12 protein-coding genes and 1 tRNA gene are annotated in these 18,878 nt (G+C 43.7%); 4 read left to right on the forward strand and 9 right to left on the reverse strand.

Going from position 1 to position 18,878, the window contains the following annotated elements:
- Positions 1-63 precede the first annotated feature (63 nt).
- The 4 genes from OCU30_RS04185 to OCU30_RS04200 form a co-directional block, all read right to left on the reverse strand.
- A complete protein-coding gene (locus tag OCU30_RS04185; protein WP_077311744.1) occupies positions 64-735 on the reverse strand; it encodes an HAD family hydrolase in 672 nt (223 codons plus the stop codon).
- Positions 736-918: 183 nt separating this feature from the next.
- Positions 919-995: transfer RNA gene (locus OCU30_RS04190), tRNA-Pro, on the reverse strand.
- 76 nt (positions 996-1,071) lie between these two features.
- Complete coding sequence (locus tag OCU30_RS04195; protein WP_077311746.1) at positions 1,072-2,880, reverse strand: DUF3413 domain-containing protein; 1,809 nt, start codon at positions 2,878-2,880, stop codon at positions 1,072-1,074.
- Between the two features lie 36 nt (positions 2,881-2,916).
- Complete coding sequence (locus tag OCU30_RS04200) at positions 2,917-3,132, reverse strand: YejL family protein (protein ID WP_077311748.1); 216 nt, start codon at positions 3,130-3,132, stop codon at positions 2,917-2,919.
- Between the two features lie 83 nt (positions 3,133-3,215).
- Between OCU30_RS04200 and yejK the strand changes: the two genes are divergently transcribed.
- Entirely contained in the window at positions 3,216-4,217 is a 1,002-nt protein-coding gene (gene yejK / locus OCU30_RS04205; protein WP_077311903.1) for a nucleoid-associated protein YejK, read from the forward strand.
- A 115-nt stretch (positions 4,218-4,332) separates the two neighbouring features.
- On the opposite strand, the gene nhaC is transcribed toward yejK, so the two are convergent.
- Positions 4,333-5,778: a Na+/H+ antiporter NhaC gene (gene nhaC / locus OCU30_RS04210; RefSeq protein WP_077311750.1), complete on the reverse strand. Its 1,446-nt coding sequence runs from the start codon at positions 5,776-5,778 to the stop codon at positions 4,333-4,335.
- A 413-nt stretch (positions 5,779-6,191) separates the two neighbouring features.
- Between nhaC and asd the strand changes: the two genes are divergently transcribed.
- On the forward strand, positions 6,192-7,304 hold the full coding sequence (asd, locus tag OCU30_RS04215) for an aspartate-semialdehyde dehydrogenase (protein WP_077311752.1): 1,113 nt from the start codon (positions 6,192-6,194) through the stop codon (positions 7,302-7,304).
- A 115-nt stretch (positions 7,305-7,419) separates the two neighbouring features.
- Here the strand turns inward: asd and OCU30_RS04220 are convergent, their stop codons facing one another.
- Positions 7,420-8,061: a YchE family NAAT transporter gene (locus OCU30_RS04220; protein WP_077311754.1), complete on the reverse strand. Its 642-nt coding sequence runs from the start codon at positions 8,059-8,061 to the stop codon at positions 7,420-7,422.
- A 583-nt stretch (positions 8,062-8,644) separates the two neighbouring features.
- Between OCU30_RS04220 and adhE the strand changes: the two genes are divergently transcribed.
- Complete coding sequence (gene adhE, locus OCU30_RS04225; protein WP_077311756.1) at positions 8,645-11,389, forward strand: bifunctional acetaldehyde-CoA/alcohol dehydrogenase; 2,745 nt, start codon at positions 8,645-8,647, stop codon at positions 11,387-11,389.
- A gap of 232 nt (positions 11,390-11,621) precedes the next feature.
- Here adhE and OCU30_RS04230 read toward each other — a convergent pair whose 3' ends face one another.
- A complete protein-coding gene (locus tag OCU30_RS04230) occupies positions 11,622-13,181 on the reverse strand; it encodes a SulP family inorganic anion transporter (RefSeq protein WP_077311758.1) in 1,560 nt (519 codons plus the stop codon).
- A gap of 228 nt (positions 13,182-13,409) precedes the next feature.
- The gene (rne, locus tag OCU30_RS04235; RefSeq protein ID WP_077311760.1) at positions 13,410-16,598 is read right to left on the reverse strand and encodes a ribonuclease E; all 3,189 of its coding nucleotides are present in this window, start codon (positions 16,596-16,598) and stop codon (positions 13,410-13,412) included.
- Between the two features lie 615 nt (positions 16,599-17,213).
- Here rne and rluC point away from each other — a divergent pair.
- A complete protein-coding gene (rluC, locus tag OCU30_RS04240) occupies positions 17,214-18,167 on the forward strand; it encodes a 23S rRNA pseudouridine(955/2504/2580) synthase RluC (RefSeq protein WP_077311762.1) in 954 nt (317 codons plus the stop codon).
- 28 nt (positions 18,168-18,195) lie between these two features.
- On the opposite strand, the gene OCU30_RS04245 is transcribed toward rluC, so the two are convergent.
- Positions 18,196-18,777 (reverse strand): Maf family protein, encoded by a 582-nt coding sequence (locus OCU30_RS04245; RefSeq protein WP_077311764.1) that lies wholly within the window; start codon positions 18,775-18,777, stop codon positions 18,196-18,198.
- Between the last annotated feature and the right edge of the window lie 101 nt (positions 18,778-18,878).

An 18,878-nucleotide genomic window follows, 5' to 3' on the forward strand; every position in this document is an offset into this window, starting at 1 on the left:
AGGCCTCTTTGAAGGTGATATCCTGAGTATAAATGAGGATGAAATTATGAACCGATATCGTATTTAAAGCGAGCCCCAATTAAGCACCGTCCAGTGGGGAAGGTGTCGCTCTGTGAAGTAGCGCTTTAAACGTGAGCATGGATTAACTAAATAGACGTAATCTGCATATTCACACAGCGGTAGGTCATTGATAGAGTCTGTATAAAAATGGAGTTCATGATATGTCTTGGTTTGTTTGTTCTGCCACTGTTGTAAACGCGTGACTTTACCTTCTCGGTAGCTAGGCGTTCCCGATATTTGTGCGTGGTAATACTGACCATCGTCGACGAGATCGACACCAATGGCATGCTTAATCCCCATACGTTGGGCAAGAGGCTCAATTAAAAATGCCGCACTGGCAGAAATAATCAATATATCCACATTATCTTGCTTTAATGAGTCAATTAATCGAACAGATTCAGGGAATTGTGTGCTAATTATATGCTTATCAATACACTCTTCAATAAGCGCACGTAACCAAACTTTAGACAGATGTGAAATGGGGGAAAGTGAAAACTGTAAATACTCGTTAATGTCTAATTTCCCTTGCGCATACAATGCCATTAAACGCTGATCTTCTTCAATAAACTGGTGTGAGGCGAACCCTTTATCGACTAAAAATTGATGCCAAACCATCGTGCAGTCGGCGTTGATTAAGGTTTCGTCCATATCGAAAACATGTAAAGCGTTAGGCATAGCTGTGACCCATTAGTTGACCGAAATAAAGGCAAGTGGCCAATAAAAATACATGGGTGTTGAGCATTAAGCAAATGAAGCTGTATGAATATCGTATTGCACTTTAATGGCACTGAGAAGGGACTGGCAGTGCATCAGCACAGACATAAAAAAAGAGAGCCGAAGCTCCCTTTTTTAGGTGTATGGTCGGACTGAGAGGATTTGAACCTCCGACCCCCGACACCCCATGACGGTGCGCTACCAAGCTGCGCTACAGTCCGATGAAAGAAATCATATCAGTTTTCTTTCTCCCGTCAAGCAACAAAACGACAGGATAACTAATCCAAGGTTATTGATTTAATTATCTTTTGAATAAAATCGTTGTAGTTCAGTTAAGCCTTGTAACAAGACAGGCAATGTTGGGCTTTCATGGTGAATGCGATGATACTTTTCATTGTACAGTTTGAAATTACCAAACTTATCGATAACCGTCGTTTTGTTACCTGTGATCAAGGCCAATTCTTTTTGATCCCCAGCTAAAATCCATTTGCGTTTGGTTTCGTCAAATAAGTTACGACCGCTACTGAAGTCACTTGGGTTAGACGAGACACCCATTAAATCCTGCATGAGGGTAACAGAAAGATCTAAGTGGCTAGAACGATGCTTAAATTGTGCGGCCAGCTTACCCGGCCAGTGGATCACCATCGGCACTTTGATCTGATATTGGCTGTAATTTGTGTTTGAGCCCCAGCTATTGGTTTTTGTTTCATTAAATTCCATACCATGATTAGAGGTGATAATAACCACCGTATTATTACTCAGATTGAGCTGTTTAATCTTGGCGAATAAGTTTGCCAATTCGTTATCGGCTTGGCTCACTGATTGTTGGTAATCATTCTTTAATCGTTCAGCAGGCGAACCTTGAGCATGTGAAGAGCTGAAGTCATTAAAGTCGGCGACAGAAGTCAGTTCTAAATAACTAAACCAATGTTTGTTTTGATTGTTTTTTGCCCATTTTGCCCAGTTATCAATAGTCTGCACATCATGCGATAGGCCTTTAACAAATGACTGTTTTTGCAGCGAGGTATGACTGAACATGGTTTTTTTGTAAAGATCGTCGTCGAAGTTATCACCGCTAAATAGACCAAACTGGTATTTATGCGATTTAAACACATCCAACATAACTGGTGCGACGCCTTGGGCTGCAATACTGGTTTCGTAACTACTTGGCAACCCATAGAACAAACCAAACACCCCGAACATATCATTACTTGAGCTGTAGTGATTGAGAAATTGCAGGTTCTGCTGCGCGTAAGCTTCTGTATTAGGCATTAGGCGAGCATTGAGTGCGTCGGCACGTAAATTATTCACGCTCACTAGCAGCACGTTCAGTTGATTTGCTCGGCGCCCAAATCGAATTTTTTCTCGTGGATAATCCATGAGGTCGACGTTATTTTGTTGATTTTCTTTAAGGCGTTTACGATATTCGTCTCTATCCAGTAAGCCATGCTTCTCCATAAAGGATTTTGCTGTCATTGGGTATGAGAGCGGAAAGTTAGATTTTTGGCTAGTGACAGGCTCATAGAAATAGGCATCTGACCATACGTAGATGAGGTGGCTGGTAATGAAGCAAACAAAAAACACCGCTGCCATTGGGCGTCCAATACGTTTATGTGACAGTTTACGCTGTTTGCGCCATACCCATTCGGATAGGCCCAGCTCCAGTAAAAAAATAAGCGGTAATACAACGAATAAGTGTTGAAGATCGGTACTTAAGCGATTGGCTTCATCACTGAATAATAACTCCCATACAACAGGAGTTAGGTGTAAATTAATAATTTGATAGGCTTGAGTATCAACCAGCAGTACGGTTAATCCGATGGTAGAAAAACACACTGCGAAAAACCGGAACACTGACCTTGACGGGATGACGAAGGTCAGTGGAAACAGAATTAACAGGTAAAGTGCGAAAACCAGAAAGCCAAAATGACCCACCCAAGAGACTGATAGATACAGTTGTCCGAGGAAGGTGTCAGGCCATGGTGATTGAGCGATGTACCGCGTACCGATCAACATTGCAGCAATGATATTAAAGAAGGCAAACCAGTGCCCCCAACCGACGAGTCGCGATACGCGCTCGCCGTATGTATTTCCGCTATCTACCATGTGATGTTCTGTTCTTTATCCGTTTTTATGGTGAACTCAATCGTCGATTGACGAGATCAACGCTTGCGAGAATTTTTCTGCAATCGATTTGCGTTGCTTCGCTGCCACATTGGTGTTAATGACATTGGTGGCAATATTGCCAGCAATCATCAATGTTAACTCAGATGATGATTCATGTTTATCAAGAACAGCCGCAATTTCCGTCAGAATTGTTTCAACTTGTTCGTCACTATATTTTGATGTAATTGGCATAAGGACTCTATAGATGATAGTAAAAGCGGCTTATGATAACCTACAATCCCTTACAACTGAAACCCAACGATGATAATTTCACTATGAGTCTGCACCTTTCTAACGTCATTTTGCACCAATTACGTAAAAATGATAACGACGAGCTCGTCGTAAACTTTAGAGCACAAGCCCTTGATAATGACACATCCACTGAAAATCTAGTGGCAGAATTGCATCGCGTGTTTAATGCAAAAGCTGGTAAAGGTTTCGGTTCCTTTCAAGAAGATAGTCAATTTCAGGGCTGGCTGCAGGAATTACGTCAAGGAACGCGTGATTTTTATGACTTTTCGCAGCTAAGTGGTCAACGTTTGCGCGATGAGCTCGCAAAGTACCCATTTGCTGATGAAGGTATTTTAGTCTTCGCTGAGTATCAATCGCTGGCAACAGACTACTTGTTTATTGGTCTTTTGCCTATGAATCAAAGCCTAAAAGTGACTGAAGGTCTCGATATTAGTGCGACAGATTACCTTGATATCAATAAAATGGATATTGCGGCTCGAATTGACATTTCTAGCTTTGAAACGGATAAAGACTCGAATCGCTATTTGTCTTATATCAAAGGTCGTGTTGGACGTAAGGTCGCTGATTTCTTTTTAGATTTCTTACAAGCGAGTGTTGGTCTAGATACTAAGCAACAAAACCAAGTATTAATGCAGGCAGTACAAGATTTCTGTTCTGACGCTAAGCTTGAGAAAGATGAAGCCATTAGCTACAAAAAACAGGTCGCTGAATACTGTACAGAACAAATTAAGTCGGGTGATGAGATTGAAGTTCAAGAACTGTCTGGTGAATTAGCGCCAAGTACAGATGGAACGAGCTTCTTAGAATATACTCAGCAACATGGTTACGAGCTCGAAGAGAGCTTCCCGGGTGATCGTACCGCGGTTCGTAAACTGACCAAATACGTCGGCGCTGGTGGTGGTTTGAACATTAGTTTTGATAGTTTATTAATGGGCGAGCGAGTGTTCTACGATCCAGAAACGGATACCTTAACGATTAAAGGCACGCCGCCCAATTTACGTGATCAATTAAACCGCAATAAATAAGCCACGCTCAGGATGCCGGCAGACACCATGAGTGCCGCACTGTTTGGCTTTGATTTAGTTGCGCTTTGCGTATTGTAAAATGCCCAAGCACTTAGGTGCTTGGGCATTGTGTTTTCTACGCGTTAGTCAGCGCTTGTTTCTCTGAGACTATCTGCGTGTCGTTATGCTCATCGGTGACGACTGGTTCACATGGGTCGACAAACCATCCCATGTAAGAGCAGACGATAGTGACAATAATGCACACAAAGCTGAGCCACATGAAAGGCGCATAAGACAAGGTAGCAACGCCTAAGATGCTAGCCATATAAATACCGTTATCGCTCCATGGCACCATACCCGATGTTAAGGTGCCACCAAACTCTGCGTTACGGGATAGGTTCTTACGTTTGAAACCAAGGCGATCATAATTTTTCGCGCATATTTTTGGTGTCAAGATAAGAGAAACATACATGGCTGAGCCAAACACATTACCTAGGAATGCTGTGCCTATGGTACTTGTCGCTAATGACCCAGCACTTTTCACGCGATGGGAAAAGAGGTTGGCAATGGTTTCCAGTATGCCAACTTTATCAAGTAATCCGCCGAACCCGAGTCCGAAGACAATCACTGCGACCGAACTAAGCATTGATGACATACCACCACGGTTTAAAATTGAATCGATGAACTCAACACCTGAATCAATACTATAAGGCGCCCACGCGGTATTAAATGCGGTCAGCGCATTCATATCTTGAATCATTACAGCCCAAATAATACCCAGCAATGAGCCGAAACTAATCACAGGGAATGATGGCAGCCTAAGAGCCAACAATGCTAAGACAATTACGACAGGGACAAAAGAGTAGGGAGTGATATCAAATTGATTCTGCATTGCCTGCATTACCGATTGCACTTGCGACATATCGACTTGACCTGAATAGTGAAAGCCAAGTGCGGTGAACAGAACGGCAGTAATCCCATAGCTGATGGCTGCAATCGGCAGCATACCTTTGATATGTTCAACGACTTCCACGTTAGACATGCTTGACGCTAAAATAACGGAATCAGAGAGGGGCGACATTTTATCGCCAAAATAACAACCTGATAGTACTGCGCCTGCGGTAACGGGAGCCGGAACACCAAGACCTTGGCCAATTCCCATCATTGCGATGCCGGCGGTACCGGCTGCACCCCAAGAGGTGCCGGTTGCAAGCGCTGTTAGTGAGCAAATTAACATTGTGGCAAGCAAGAATATAGAGGGATGAATCGCTTTTAGGCCGTAATAAATAATGGTGGGTACAATTCCCCCTGCAATCCATGTGCCGACTAAAGCTCCAACGGCGAGTAAGATCAGCACGGCACCTAATCCGTTTGATATCCCGTTCAAAGCCGCTTTTTCTAAGTCTTGATACTTATGGCCTAAACGTATACCAAGAACAATAATAATAAACCAACCGATATACAGAGCGAGTTGGATAGGTAAATTAAGTTTTGCTGTGAACGAAAATGCGATCAGTAGAAACAAACCTAGTGACACAATAACTTGCAGTATGCTTGGTAAGCGCTTGCCCGCAGGTACCATAAAAAAGCCTCTTACGAATGATTATGCTAATGATTAAACATAAAAGTAACAATGAACCGGCCGCACTTTACCTGAAATGCATAGATTTATCGAGTTTATTGAGTAAATTAATGATTTAATATCGCTTATAAATAGAGAAAATTAGCGATTAATCATGTGTTTTTCAATATATTAGATATAAAACCCTAACTTATAGGTATATGACGCCTATAGCATAATTATCTATTTGAAAGCGAGTTTTATGTTAGAAATAGGCAGGGGAAGTATGGTTTAATTAAGGCAGTGATTTCAGTGCTGTTTGCCTTAATGAGTATAAGAAAGAGGCCGTCGACCAGATTTTTTTGGTTGAGATTTTGCTTTGAATCCCTTATAGATGGGATAGAGAAATTAAAAAGAACAAGGAGAAGTCGAGAATGAAAGTAGGTCTAGTAGGTTGGCGCGGCATGGTCGGGTCAGTATTAATGCAACGCATGGTAGAAGAAGGGGACTTTGATCTTATCGAACCGACCTTCTTTAGTACTTCGCAAGTCGGAGGAGCGGCCCCAAACTTTGGTAAAGACGCAGGTACGCTAAAAGATGCATTTGATATTAATAGTTTAAAGCATCTTGATGCGATCATTACTTGTCAAGGTGGCGGCTATACTGAGCAAGTGTACCCACAACTTCGCCAAGCCGGATGGAAGGGCTACTGGATTGATGCGGCTTCAACATTACGCATGGCAGATGATTCTATCATCACGCTAGACCCTGTGAACTTGACGCAAATTCAACAAGGTATCCATAGCGGTACGAAAACATTTGTCGGCGGAAACTGTACGGTAAGCTTGATGCTAATGGGCTTAGGTGGGTTATTCGAGAAAGGGCTGGTGGAATGGACCAGTGCAATGACGTACCAAGCGGCTTCTGGCTCTGGCGCTAAAAATATGCGCGAGCTGATTAACCAAATGGGTGTCATTGCCGACTCTGTTAGTTCAGAGCTTGCCAATCCAGCGAGCTCCATTTTAACTATTGATCGTAAAGTTGCGGAAACCATGCGTGCAACCTCTTTCCCAACACAAGAGTTTGGTGTGCCATTGGCTGGTTCGTTAATTCCATGGATTGATGTGAAGCGTGAAGACGGTCAAAGTAAAGAAGAGTGGAAAGGTGGCGTTGAAGCCAATAAGATCTTAGGGTTACAAGATTCACCAGTGCCTATTGATGGGACATGTGTGCGTGTTGGAGCGATGCGTTGTCATTCACAAGCATTAACGATCAAACTTAAGCAAAATGTCCCTATGGATGAAATTGAAGATATCATTGCATCTCATAACGAGTGGGCAACTGTTGTACCAAACGATCGCAGTATTACCGAGCAGAACTTATCACCTGCCAAAGTGACCGGCACATTATCTGTACCTGTAGGGCGTTTGCGTAAAATGAAAATGGGTGATGACTTCTTGAATGCATTTACAGTCGGTGACCAACTATTGTGGGGGGCGGCCGAACCTTTACGTCGTTCGCTCCGTATCATTCTTGCAGAGAAATAAGCAGGTTATGTCTCTGGCTTGATTATTTTTATTGAGATTAATAAGTTAAAAGCGCCGATTATCATCGGCGCTTTTTTGTATCTCATAAAACATGGGCGTCAATCACGCTGAGCGACTAAACAGCAAGCCCGGGTAGAAGGTTGATAAGTCCATTCGCCATAAACTCGATGCCGAGCGCGGCCAAGATAAGTCCCATAATACGCGTAATGACGTTGATCCCGGTTTGCCCCAAAAATCGCACAATAAATGGTGCCGAACGGAATAGTACCCAACCACCGAAACAGAAGATGATAATCGTGATAATAATCCCGATTAAATTGAAGGTTTCTGGGTAACGAGAGCCATAAACTATCGTCGAGCTGATGGCTCCAGGGCCCGCCATGAGTGGCATAGCCAGAGGTACGACGCCAACTTGCTCGCGGCTCATTGATTCGCTAATTTCTTGTTTATTCTGTTTATCTTCTCCGAGTTTTCCGCTCATCATTGAAAACGCAATACTGAGAAGTAGTAACCCACCTGCCACACGAAAGGCATCAAGCGAGATGCTAAAAACATCTAATAGTGTTTGACCACCAATTAAAGAACAAATCAAAATCACCGCAACCGAGAAGTGAGTCGTGCGGGCGGTTTTACGTCGTTCATCACTATCCATGTAGCTGGTTAAAGACACAAAAACTGGCATGATGCCAATTGGGTTTACCGTGGCAAATAAGCCAAGGAAAAATTGTAAAAATATTGCGAAATCGCTATAAGCCATGCAAGTACTCTGATACGTAACGTGAACCAATAAAAGTGCGGCTAATGTAAGCGAAATGAGATGTTATAACGAATGAAAAAAATTGTAGTAAATTATCAATTACGGATTACTTTTTTTTATGCGTGATTAGATTTTTTCAGACAAATTAGCATTTCACACGTAACCAGTAATAAATGCGATTCCTTTTTTCCCCAAACCTTTGGTGGAGACTTTCATAATCACCCAGTGGCACATAAAGCGTGTATGGCAGAGCAAGAGAGTGGCGTGGTGTAATTTTTTTACAAAAAATCGTTATTCTCTAACTTTATCAGCGATCTGCTACAACTCCTAGAATAAGATAATTTGCACAAAAACCATTTAAAACATAAGGTTAAATGCTGTTTATGTGAGTGTTAAATATTATCGTTTTTTAGCAAGCCAAACTGATCCAAATCAATTTTCTCGACTGAATTCACGTCTATACTCACCACATGAAAACAATTTACTAAGTGTTTAGATGCGTAAAGTGAGAAGAACTCAGCATGAGAGCAAAAAAAGGACTTACTAAAAAGTTTTTAACTATTTTCGATTTAGGAGATTCAATATGGCTGTAACTAACTTAGCTGAACTCGATGCCCTTGTGGCACGTGTCAAAAAAGCTCAGGAAGAGTTTTCGACTTATTCACAAGAACAAGTCGATAAAATTTTTCGAGCGGCTTCTCTAGCGGCTAACCAAGCGCGTATTCCGCTTGCGCAGCAGGCGGTTGCTGAGTCAGGAATGGGGATTGTGGAAGACAAGGTGATCAAAAACCACTTTGCATCAGAATATATTTACAACAAATATAAAGATGAACAAACCTGTGGTGTACTCGAAGAAGATGACAGCATGGGCACCATGACTATCGCAGAGCCGGTTGGTATTATCTGCGGTATTGTGCCAACAACTAACCCAACCTCGACAGCGATTTTTAAATCACTTATTTCTTTAAAGACTCGTAACGGGATTATTTTCTCACCACACCCACGGGCCAAACACTCGACTAATGATGCAGCAAAACTTGTGCTTGATGCGGCTGTCGCTGCGGGCGCACCGAAAGACATCATTGGGTGGATTGATGAGCCATCGGTTGAACTTTCTAATGCGCTGATGCGCCATGAAGACCTTGCATTGATTCTCGCGACAGGTGGACCGGGGATGGTGAAAGCCGCGTATTCTTCTGGTAAACCCGCGATTGGTGTTGGTGCGGGTAACGTGCCAGTGGTGATTGATGAAACGGCGGATATCAAACGAGCGGTGGCGTCTGTATTGATGTCTAAAACATTCGATAACGGTGTTGTGTGTGCGTCTGAGCAAGCCGTCATCGTTGTTGATGAGGTCTATGAGCAAGTGAAAGAGCGTTTTGCTTCTCATAAAGGCTATGTACTTAGTAAAGACGAAGCGACAAAAGTACGTGATGTATTACTTATCGATGGTGCTTTGAATGCGAAGATTGTCGGCCAGCCAGCAACGAAAATTGCTGAGATGGCAAACATCACAGTCCCTTCTGATACCAAAGTGCTGATTGGTGAAGGCTTGCATGGCAAAGTTACGACAGAAGATGCGTTTGCTCATGAAAAATTATCACCTACGTTAGGTATGTTCCGTGCCACTGATTTTGAAGATGCGGTTAAACAAGCGGTGCATATGGTAGAAATCGGCGGTATCGGCCATACATCCGGTTTGTATACCAATCAAGATATGAATCAAGATCGCATTTTATACTTCGGTGACAAACTCAAAACGGCGCGTATTTTGATTAATATCCCAACGACTCATGGTGGTATTGGTGACCTATATAACTTCAATATTGCCCCATCGTTAACGTTGGGTTGCGGCTCTTGGGGTGGGAACTCTATCTCTGAAAACGTGGGCCCTAAACATCTAATCAACAAAAAAATTGTTGCGAAACGAGCTGAAAATATGTTGTGGCACAAACTTCCTAAATCCATCTACTTCCGCCGTGGTTCACTCCCTGTGGCATTAACGGATTTGGAAGACAAAAAACGCGCGTTCCTAGTGACTGACCGCTATCTATTCAATAATGGTTATGCCGACGAGATTGTTGACTTATTGAAAGCGCAAGGCATCGAAGTTCAGACTTTTTACGAAGTAGAAGCCGATCCAACATTATCTATCGTACGCAAAGGTGCCGAGCAAATGAATAGCTTTAAACCTGATGTGATTTTAGCGTTGGGTGGCGGTTCACCGATGGATGCAGCGAAAATTATGTGGGTGATGTACGAGCACCCTGAAACCGAGTTTGAAGAATTGGCAATGCGCTTTATGGACATCCGCAAACGTATCTACAAATTCCCTAAAATGGGTAAAAAAGCAGACTTGGTGTGTGTAACTACCACCTCGGGTACTGGCTCAGAAGTGACACCGTTTGCGGTTGTGACGGACGATAAAACTGGCGCGAAATACCCACTGGCTGATTATGAAATTACGCCTAGTATGGCAATTGTTGATGCCAACTTAGTGATGAATATGCCGAAATCTTTGACCGCCTTCGGTGGTTACGATGCAGTGGTTCACTCGCTAGAAGCGTATGTATCGGTGATGGCGAGTGAATATTCAGACGGGCAAGCATTACAAGCGTTGAAACTGCTTAAAGCTTACTTACCGTCTAGCTACTCAAACGGTGCCAAAGATCCGATTGCTCGTGAGCGGGTTCATAACGCAGCAACGATTGCTGGTATCGCATTTGCAAATGCTTTCCTTGGGGTATGTCACTCAATGGCGCATAAGCTAGGGGCTGAGTTCCATATCCCTCACGGGTTAGCCAACGCGTTACTGATGGAAAACGTGGTACGCTACAATGCCAATGATAACCCAACCAAGCAAGCAGCATTTTCTCAATACGACCGTCCGCAAGCGCGCCGTCGTTATGCTGAAGTGGCTGAGCATCTTGGTTTGGCAAAACCTGGTGACCATACCGCCGAGAAGATTCAAGCTTTGTTATCTTGGTTACATGAGTTGAAAGTAGAATTAGACATTCCATTGTCTATTCAAGCTGCGGGTGTCAATGAAGCTGATTTCTTTGCGAAACTAGAAGAGCTAGCAGTAGAGGCGTTCGATGACCAATGTACAGGTGCTAATCCTCGTTATCCATTGATTAGCGAGTTAAAAGAAGTTCTGATTGCATCTTACTATGGTAATGCTTATGTAGAAGGGGAAACCTTTGAAGGTACGACGGTCATTAAGAAAAAAGCTGACCAAGTGGCTGCGGTAAAACGTGCTCATGAAGAAGCGAAAGCACAACAAGAAGCCCCTAAGTCTGCCGCTAAGAAAACCAAAAGCGAAGCTTAATAATACGACGCAATTGATACGACTTAATTAATACGAAAAGACACATAAGTGATAAAAACCCTACTGTCATGCAGTAGGGTTTTTTTCTGCCGATGAGAGTATTCTCTGTGAGTATTATTAAAACAAAAAAATCCCCGCTGAGGCGAGGATTCTAATGTGTCACTTTAGTGCGTTGTAACCATGGCCGATGCCGGGCACCGACTTAGTGTACTACACGCATTGTCTATTGATTTTAATCGGCGAGAGAGTTCGTCGCGACTTTATAAATCGGGTCTTCTTCGCTGTTCACTTCCACTAAACTGCCGGCTTTTTTCAATAGCGCGCGACAATCTTTACTTAAGTGGCGTAAATGAATCACTTTACCTTTAGAAGAATAACGTTCAGCAACAGTTTCAATGGCTTCGATGGCTGAATGATCCACTACACGTGAGCGAGCGAAGTCAATAACCACTTCTTTTGGATCATTATCGGCATCAAAAATCTCAGTGAAATTTGCCGCCGAGCTAAAAAAGATAGGCCCATCGATTTTATAGGTTTTTACCCCTGATGAGTCTGTCTCTTGTTTAGCGCTAATATGTTTCGCATGTTGCCATGCAAACATCAGTGCTGATGCAATCACACCAATACCTACTGCCATGGCAAGGTCTGTGAAGACAGTGACAACTGTCACCAACACAATCAAAAAGAAATCTTGCTTTGGTACGCGGCGTGCTAATGAGAAGGTTGCCCATTCAAACGTACCAATGACCACCATGAACATGACGCCCACAAGTGCGGCAAGAGGGATCATCTCAATCAATGATGAAGTGAACAGAATAAACATGAGTAGAGCGATAGCGGCAGTAATTCCTGATAAACGGCCACGACCACCTGAGTTAATGTTGATCATTGACTGACCAATCATAGCGCAGCCACCCATCGCGCCGAAGAAAGAACATCCAACGTTAGCCAAACCTTGGCCAATACATTCGCGGTTAGATTTACCACGAGTGTTCGTCATTTCATCGATAACCGTCAGTGTTAGCAAAGATTCGATCAACCCCACACCTGCTAAAATCAGTGAGTATGGTGTGATAATTTGCAGCGTTTCCCACGTGAAAGGCACTTGTGGTATTGAGAAGCTCGGTAGGTTACCTGCCATTGTGGCATCCGCATTCCCCGTCATTGAACGTAGGAAGTCGACCACTGTGCGTGTATCTAAATTAAAGAACTGCACAATCAACGTAATAATGACGATCGCTGCCAAAGAAGATGGCACTGCTGTTGTCAGTTTGGGTAAAAAGTGAATGATAGCCATGGTCAGTAATACCAAGCCTAACATGATCATCATCTTATCTTGGCCAAGCCAATGCATTGAACCGTCTACCCCAGGGGCTTTAAATTGACCTAATTGCGCTAAAAAGATAACGATAGCCAGTCCGTTAACAAAACCAATCATCACAGGGGTAGGGACAATACGAATAAATTTACCGAGCTTAAAAACGCCGGCTAAAAGTTGGAATATGCCCGCTAATAGTACGGCTGCGAATAAATATTGGACGCCATGATTGGCAACTAAGCTAACCATTACCACCGCCATAGAGCCGGTGGCGCCAGAGATCATACCTGGACGACCGCCAAAAATAGACGTAATTAAACCGACAAGGAAAGCGGCGTATAAACCGACCATTGGTTCCACGCCCGCGACAAAGGCAAATGCGACTGCTTCTGGCACTAATGCAAGTGCGACCGTTAAACCAGACAGCACATCGTTTTTAACCGAGTGCTTAGTAAACTGCGGAAATTCAAACATGTTGATTGTTTCTCATTTAGTAAAAGGGGTGTTGCTAGCTGAATAAAACGTCTTTACATAGTAGTGAACAACTGTGAAATGCGTATTTCATCAGCAAGACGACAACTTGCAATAGAGGGCGCATGCTACAGAAATGTTGTGTTCAGTTCAATATAGAAGCGTTTCCTGACAATAATTCATAAAAAAAGGCTGCGATAAGCAGCCTTTTTATTTTTACACTATCGAGAATTACTTCGACGTGTTCGCCATCTCAGCACTAGACTGACTGCGAGCAGCTTGACTACCAGCGCCTTTAGACTGATAACGCTCAGTACGGAATGGTGCCGCATTGATCGTGATGGTTGCCATCTCATTACTTCCTGGTGCTTTAGTCATTGCTGACGCGGCATGCAGTTTGTAGTTTTTGACAACATTATCACTCGTCACTGTTTCAGAGTGCACAACGTTAATAGCTTCTGCTTGAACATTGGTTTCAACTGAAGTGTTGTCTGCCACTGTTGCGTTAACCATAGGCGCTGCGGTTTCAGCGTTGCTGGTTGCTTCGGCTGTTGTGATCTCTGGCGCCATGTCAGTCGTAGTGTCGGCAACTTGCTGCTGCGCAACGCTTGCATTGACCGTAGTGTCTTCAACATGAGCTGCGACGGTGGTTTCCACTGTCACTTCTTCTGCTGGTTGAGATTTCACTAACGGCTCAGTCACTTGGCTGTCTTCTCGACGGATAATGACTTTACCCATTGCCATCTCAGGGAATGCAAAGCCACCTGTCGGTACTGGCGTAACGTCTTGAGTTGACGCTTGCTCTGCTTTCTCTGCCTTCGGTGTCTGCTTAGTAATACCGTAACTTGGCATCACTTTACCCATTGCCATCTCTGGAGAGGCAACGCCACCTTTACGTAGGCGGAATGGGTTAGGGCGACGATCACGACCGCGACGACGACGTTGTCCACTTGCGCGCAGATGACGAGGCGAGCGACGATTACGACGTTGCTTCTGCTCTTTCGGTTTATCCGTTTGCGCGTTGTCCGCTGCTGGTTCGTCTACTTGTACTTGTTGAGTGGTTGGTGTTTCTACGTGCTCATCCGGTTTCGCTTCAACAGGAGCTTGCGCCGTGACGTTTGTTTCTTGTGGCTTCTCAGTCACTTTAGAGTTTACACGTACTTGCTTGGTAAGCTTACGACGTTGACGACGTTCCTTAACCTTCGCATTTTGGTTTTGAGCTTCAGCTTGATTATCTTTTTGCTGCGGCTTTTCTTTCTCTGGTGTTTGAGCTTCTTCAGCAATTTGACGACCTTGCTCTTGAACTTTATTTGGCTTGCTATCGTCACCTTCGTTGTTATTACGACGGTCTTGCTTTGGTTTGCGATCTTGGCGCGGCTTACGATCTTGTTTAGGTTTACGGTTTTGATTGCCGTTATCCTTATTATCGTTGGTGCTAGCCTTCGCATTAGGGGTCGCATTTTTATCTTGATCGGTCGAGTCAGCGTTACCGTTTTGGTTATTGGTATTCGCTGGTTTGTTATTACGACGATTCTGATTTCTGTCGCGTTGTGGGCGACGGCGATCATTATTATTGCTGTTGTTACCGTTATCACGACGCTGCTGATGAGACTTTTCTTTGTCGTCTTGGCTATCTTCTTTTACTTCCGCTTTGACAGGCGCGGTTTCTTTAGCCGGTGCTGCTGGTTGTGGCTCCGGATTGAAAAACTTCTTCAGGCCAGTTAGGGCACGAGACACTAGAGATGGGTGCGTCGCTGCTGGTTGGGCAGGTGTTGCAGTTTCTTCTGGTTTCTCTTGCTTTGGCGCACTGTTCGTTGAGTGAGAAGTAAAGCTTTTCAGAACAGGTTCTTCAATGCGTTTTGGTTTTAAAGACGCTTCGTTATTTTCTTTGCTCTCCGCTTCTTTTAGTGCTTCTAGTTTCTTAGGCACTAAGTAAGATAGGAGCTCTTGCTCTTCACCTTCACGGATGCGTAGAACTTCAAAGTGTGGGGTTTCCATATCCGAGTTAGGGATGATGGTAATTTTCACTTCTTGGTTACGCTCGATGTGATTCACAGAACGACGCTTTTCGTTCAATAGGTAAGAGGCAATTGAAACTGGGACAACAGCCAATACTTGAGCTGTATTGTCTTTCAATGCTTCTTCTTCGACTAAACGCAATACGGATAACGCCAATGACTCGTTATCACGAACAACGCCCGTACCAGAACAACGTGGACAAATATGGTGGCTTGCTTCGGCTAGAGAAGGGCTTAAACGCTGACGCGACATTTCCAACAAACCGAAACGAGAAATACGACCAATTTGTACCCGTGCACGGTCCATACGAACGGCTTCACGAATACGACTTTCTACTTCACGTTGATGGCGAACTGGCGTCATATCGATAAAATCGATGACCACTAAGCCGCCAAGATCACGTAAACGTAACTGACGAGCGATTTCATCCGCCGCTTCTAAGTTTGTATTCAAAGCAGTTTCTTCGATATCTCCACCTTTCGTTGAACGTGAAGAGTTGATATCGATAGATGTGAGTGCTTCTGTAGGATCGATAACAATCGAGCCGCCAGATGGCAAGCGGACTTCACGTTGGAAAGCGGATTCAATTTGGCTTTCTATTTGGAAGTGGCTAAATAGCGGTACATCACCGTCGTACTTTTTAACGCGGCTGACGAAATCTGGACGCACATCATTGATGTGTTCCATCACTCGGTCGTAAATGGTTTGGCTATCGATCATAATTTCGCCGATATCTCGACGGAGATAATCACGAATCGCACGGACAACCACGTTACTTTCTTGGTGAATTAAGAACGGCGCCGGTTGAGACTTAGCGGCAACTTGGATGCGATCCCAAAGATTGGTCAAGTAACCGAAGTCACTACCAAGGTCTTCGGCACTTTTACCCACACCCGCGGTACGTACAATAATGCCTTTATCTTTTGGTAAGGTATCGATTGCTGCTTTTAGTGCTATTCGCTCTTCGCCTTCGATACGACGAGAAATACCACCCGCTTTCGGGTTGTTTGGCATAAGAACCAGGTAGCTACCCGCTAACGAGATCATCGTTGTTAGCGCAGCACCTTTGCTGCCACGTTCTTCTTTCTCTACCTGAACAATGACTTCTTGGCCTTCTTTCAGCACTTCTTTAATGCTTGGGCGGCCTTTAAAAGTATATCCAGAAGGGAAATATTCGCGAGCTATCTCTTTAAGAGGAAGGAAACCGTGTCTTTCTGCGCCGTAATCGACAAACGCTGCTTCCAAGCTTGGTTCAATGCGGGTAATACGTCCTTTGTATATGTTTGATTTCTTAGATTCGTGACCTGGACTTTCGATGTCCAAATCGAATAAACGTTGGCCATCGACCAACGCGACACGCATCTCTTCTTTTTGAGTTGCGTTAATTAGCATTCTTTTCATTGAAAAAATCTCATTATCTTTATCTTTTGTTTTGATTTTTGTTCTTGCTGCTTTGAGTCGTTTTCAAGGTGCCTGATCCCATGGCTTATCGGTACAGCCTCCCGGCTGGAAGGGATGCTCTGTGGGCACTTCAGTTACCACAGGCAAATACATAGCCTGTGATCCGCGGATATATGCGGTGGATACTCAACATGAAAAAGCGATGAGTGAGCAGCAAGAGGGACTTAACTAACCGTGTCTTACGCCACATGCTGCACATTAGTTTTCGACCTGTTACTCATTTAGTTGTATACAAGAGTGGCTCGGACAAATGGAACCGAGTAATCCTTATAAACAGGTGTGAACTATAGCAGCGACTGCGTAACTCAGCAATCTGCTTTATAAGAAAGCGAGTAAAATTTTGTTTCATCGCGCAAAAATTAACAAGTTGCTCTTTCCCCGATAAAAACCATCGAGAATGATGAACAAATTCGCATATTGTTTTTACTGGTATTTCGCAGTCTTTGAAAGTGGTTTGTGTCATTTTCTTGCTGTTCGACGTGAATTTGCCGAAAAAGTGAAATTTATATTAATCCGAAATATGCTTTTGCGAGGTTTACAGTTAGAATACGCGCCATGAGTGAGATAAGAACCCAAGTCCAATTTGTCGAAATTGACGATGATATGGCTGGTCAGCGCATTGATAATTTTCTGCGTAACCAATTAAAAACCATCCCGAAGAGTATGATTTATCGAATCGTGCGCAAGGGAGAAGTGCGCGTGAATAAAAAGCGTATCAAAGCGGATTATAAGTTGGCAGCAGGTGATACCGTACGTATTCCGCCTGTTACCGTTCAAACGGATGATGAGAAGCAAGACGCCCCGGTCAGTACTAAGCTAACGAAAGTGGCTGAACTGGAGCAGCGTATCATTTTTGAAGATGATCACATGCTGATTCTTAATAAGCCATCCGGTACCGCGGTACATGGTGGAAGCGGGTTGAAATTTGGTGCGATTGAAGCATTACGAGCTTTACGCCCTGATGCCCGTTTTTTAGAGTTAGTTCATCGTATCGACCGCGATACATCTGGTATTTTGCTGGTTGCTAAGAAACGTTCTGCTTTACGTCATTTACAAACTCAGTTTCGTGAGAAAACAGTACGTAAATATTATTTCGCGCTCGTGATGGGACAGTGGAAAAGCAGTTGCAAAATGGTGAAAGCGCCGCTTTTGAAAAATGAAGTCAATAGCATTGTGCGAGTGAACCCGAACGGTAAAGCATCGGAAACACGTTTTAAAATACTAGAAAAATTTAAAGACGCGACGCTGGTGCAAGCAAGCCCAGTGACTGGACGAACGCACCAAATTCGCGTGCATGCGCAATATACTGGCCATCCTATAGCGTGGGATGATCGTTATGGTGATCCGCGTTTTGATGCCTATACCGCGCAATTTGGTATTCAAAGGCTGTTTTTACATGCCGCTAATATTCAATTTATCCATCCAGGTTCGAGTGAGAAAATGGAAATTAGCGCACCACTTGAAGATCGTTTAGAAAAGGCGCTTGCTCGGTTAAGAAACGAGAACTAAACCTCGCTTCTTTATGCGTTTTATATCGTTAAATGGCTCGCATACCGTGAGCTTCGAGTAGCCGAGTCAGGTGAATAAGAGGTAGGCCGATCAAGCTGTTGGGATCATTGCCTTCTAAACGTTCGAATAAGGTGATGCCTAGTCCTTCACATTTAAAACTACCCGCACAATGCAAGGGGTGTTCTTTGTGAACATAATTTTCGGCCATGTCACGGGTGAGTTCGCGAAAATAGACGTTGAACGTGTCTAACACCACATCACATTGCTTAGTTTGGTTGTTATAGACCGCTAAGCCGGTGTAAAAAGTGATGCATTGACCACTTTGGCTGAGCAGCTGTTCTACTGCTTGCTCTGCGGTATGCGGCTTACCAATGATGCGCTGGTTTACGACACAGACTTGATCACTACCGATGACGAGACTCGCTTGGTCTAAATGACAAGATTGTGCTTTAGTTTTGGCTAAACGCTGGACTAATTCAGCCGCACTTTCGTTAGGGTATGGTGTTTCATCACAATCGGGCTTTGCGGTAATAAAAGGCAGGGTCAGTTTTTTCAATAACTCCTGACGAAATGGCGATGTGGATGATAAAACGAGTTGGTAATTTGGCATTTTAATTTACAATGATTGAAAGTTATTGAGGCTGATATCTTAATCGATTCATGCTTGAATAACTACAGACGTGAAAAGGGAAAAAAAATGAAGTTTTTTGC

Origin of the sequence: Vibrio palustris (assembly GCF_024346995.1) — a bacterium.
GTDB lineage: Bacteria > Pseudomonadota > Gammaproteobacteria > Enterobacterales > Vibrionaceae > Vibrio > Vibrio palustris.

What these genes read in the sequence shown, in the direction of transcription:
- OCU30_RS04185 (WP_077311744.1), bottom strand. Translation starts at nt 735, where the DNA reads ATGCCTAACGCTTTACATGTTTTCGATATGGACGAAACCTTAATCAAC.
- OCU30_RS04195 (WP_077311746.1), bottom strand. Translation starts at nt 2,880, where the DNA reads ATGGTAGATAGCGGAAATACATACGGCGAGCGCGTATCGCGACTCGTC.
- OCU30_RS04200 (WP_077311748.1), bottom strand. Translation starts at nt 3,132, where the DNA reads ATGCCAATTACATCAAAATATAGTGACGAACAAGTTGAAACAATTCTG.
- yejK (WP_077311903.1), top strand. Translation starts at nt 3,216, where the DNA reads ATGAGTCTGCACCTTTCTAACGTCATTTTGCACCAATTACGTAAAAAT.
- nhaC (WP_077311750.1), bottom strand. Translation starts at nt 5,778, where the DNA reads ATGGTACCTGCGGGCAAGCGCTTACCAAGCATACTGCAAGTTATTGTG.
- asd (WP_077311752.1), top strand. Translation starts at nt 6,192, where the DNA reads ATGAAAGTAGGTCTAGTAGGTTGGCGCGGCATGGTCGGGTCAGTATTA.
- OCU30_RS04220 (WP_077311754.1), bottom strand. Translation starts at nt 8,061, where the DNA reads ATGGCTTATAGCGATTTCGCAATATTTTTACAATTTTTCCTTGGCTTA.
- adhE (WP_077311756.1), top strand. Translation starts at nt 8,645, where the DNA reads ATGGCTGTAACTAACTTAGCTGAACTCGATGCCCTTGTGGCACGTGTC.
- OCU30_RS04230 (WP_077311758.1), bottom strand. Translation starts at nt 13,181, where the DNA reads ATGTTTGAATTTCCGCAGTTTACTAAGCACTCGGTTAAAAACGATGTG.
- rne (WP_077311760.1), bottom strand. Translation starts at nt 16,598, where the DNA reads ATGAAAAGAATGCTAATTAACGCAACTCAAAAAGAAGAGATGCGTGTC.
- rluC (WP_077311762.1), top strand. Translation starts at nt 17,214, where the DNA reads ATGAGTGAGATAAGAACCCAAGTCCAATTTGTCGAAATTGACGATGAT.
- OCU30_RS04245 (WP_077311764.1), bottom strand. Translation starts at nt 18,777, where the DNA reads ATGCCAAATTACCAACTCGTTTTATCATCCACATCGCCATTTCGTCAG.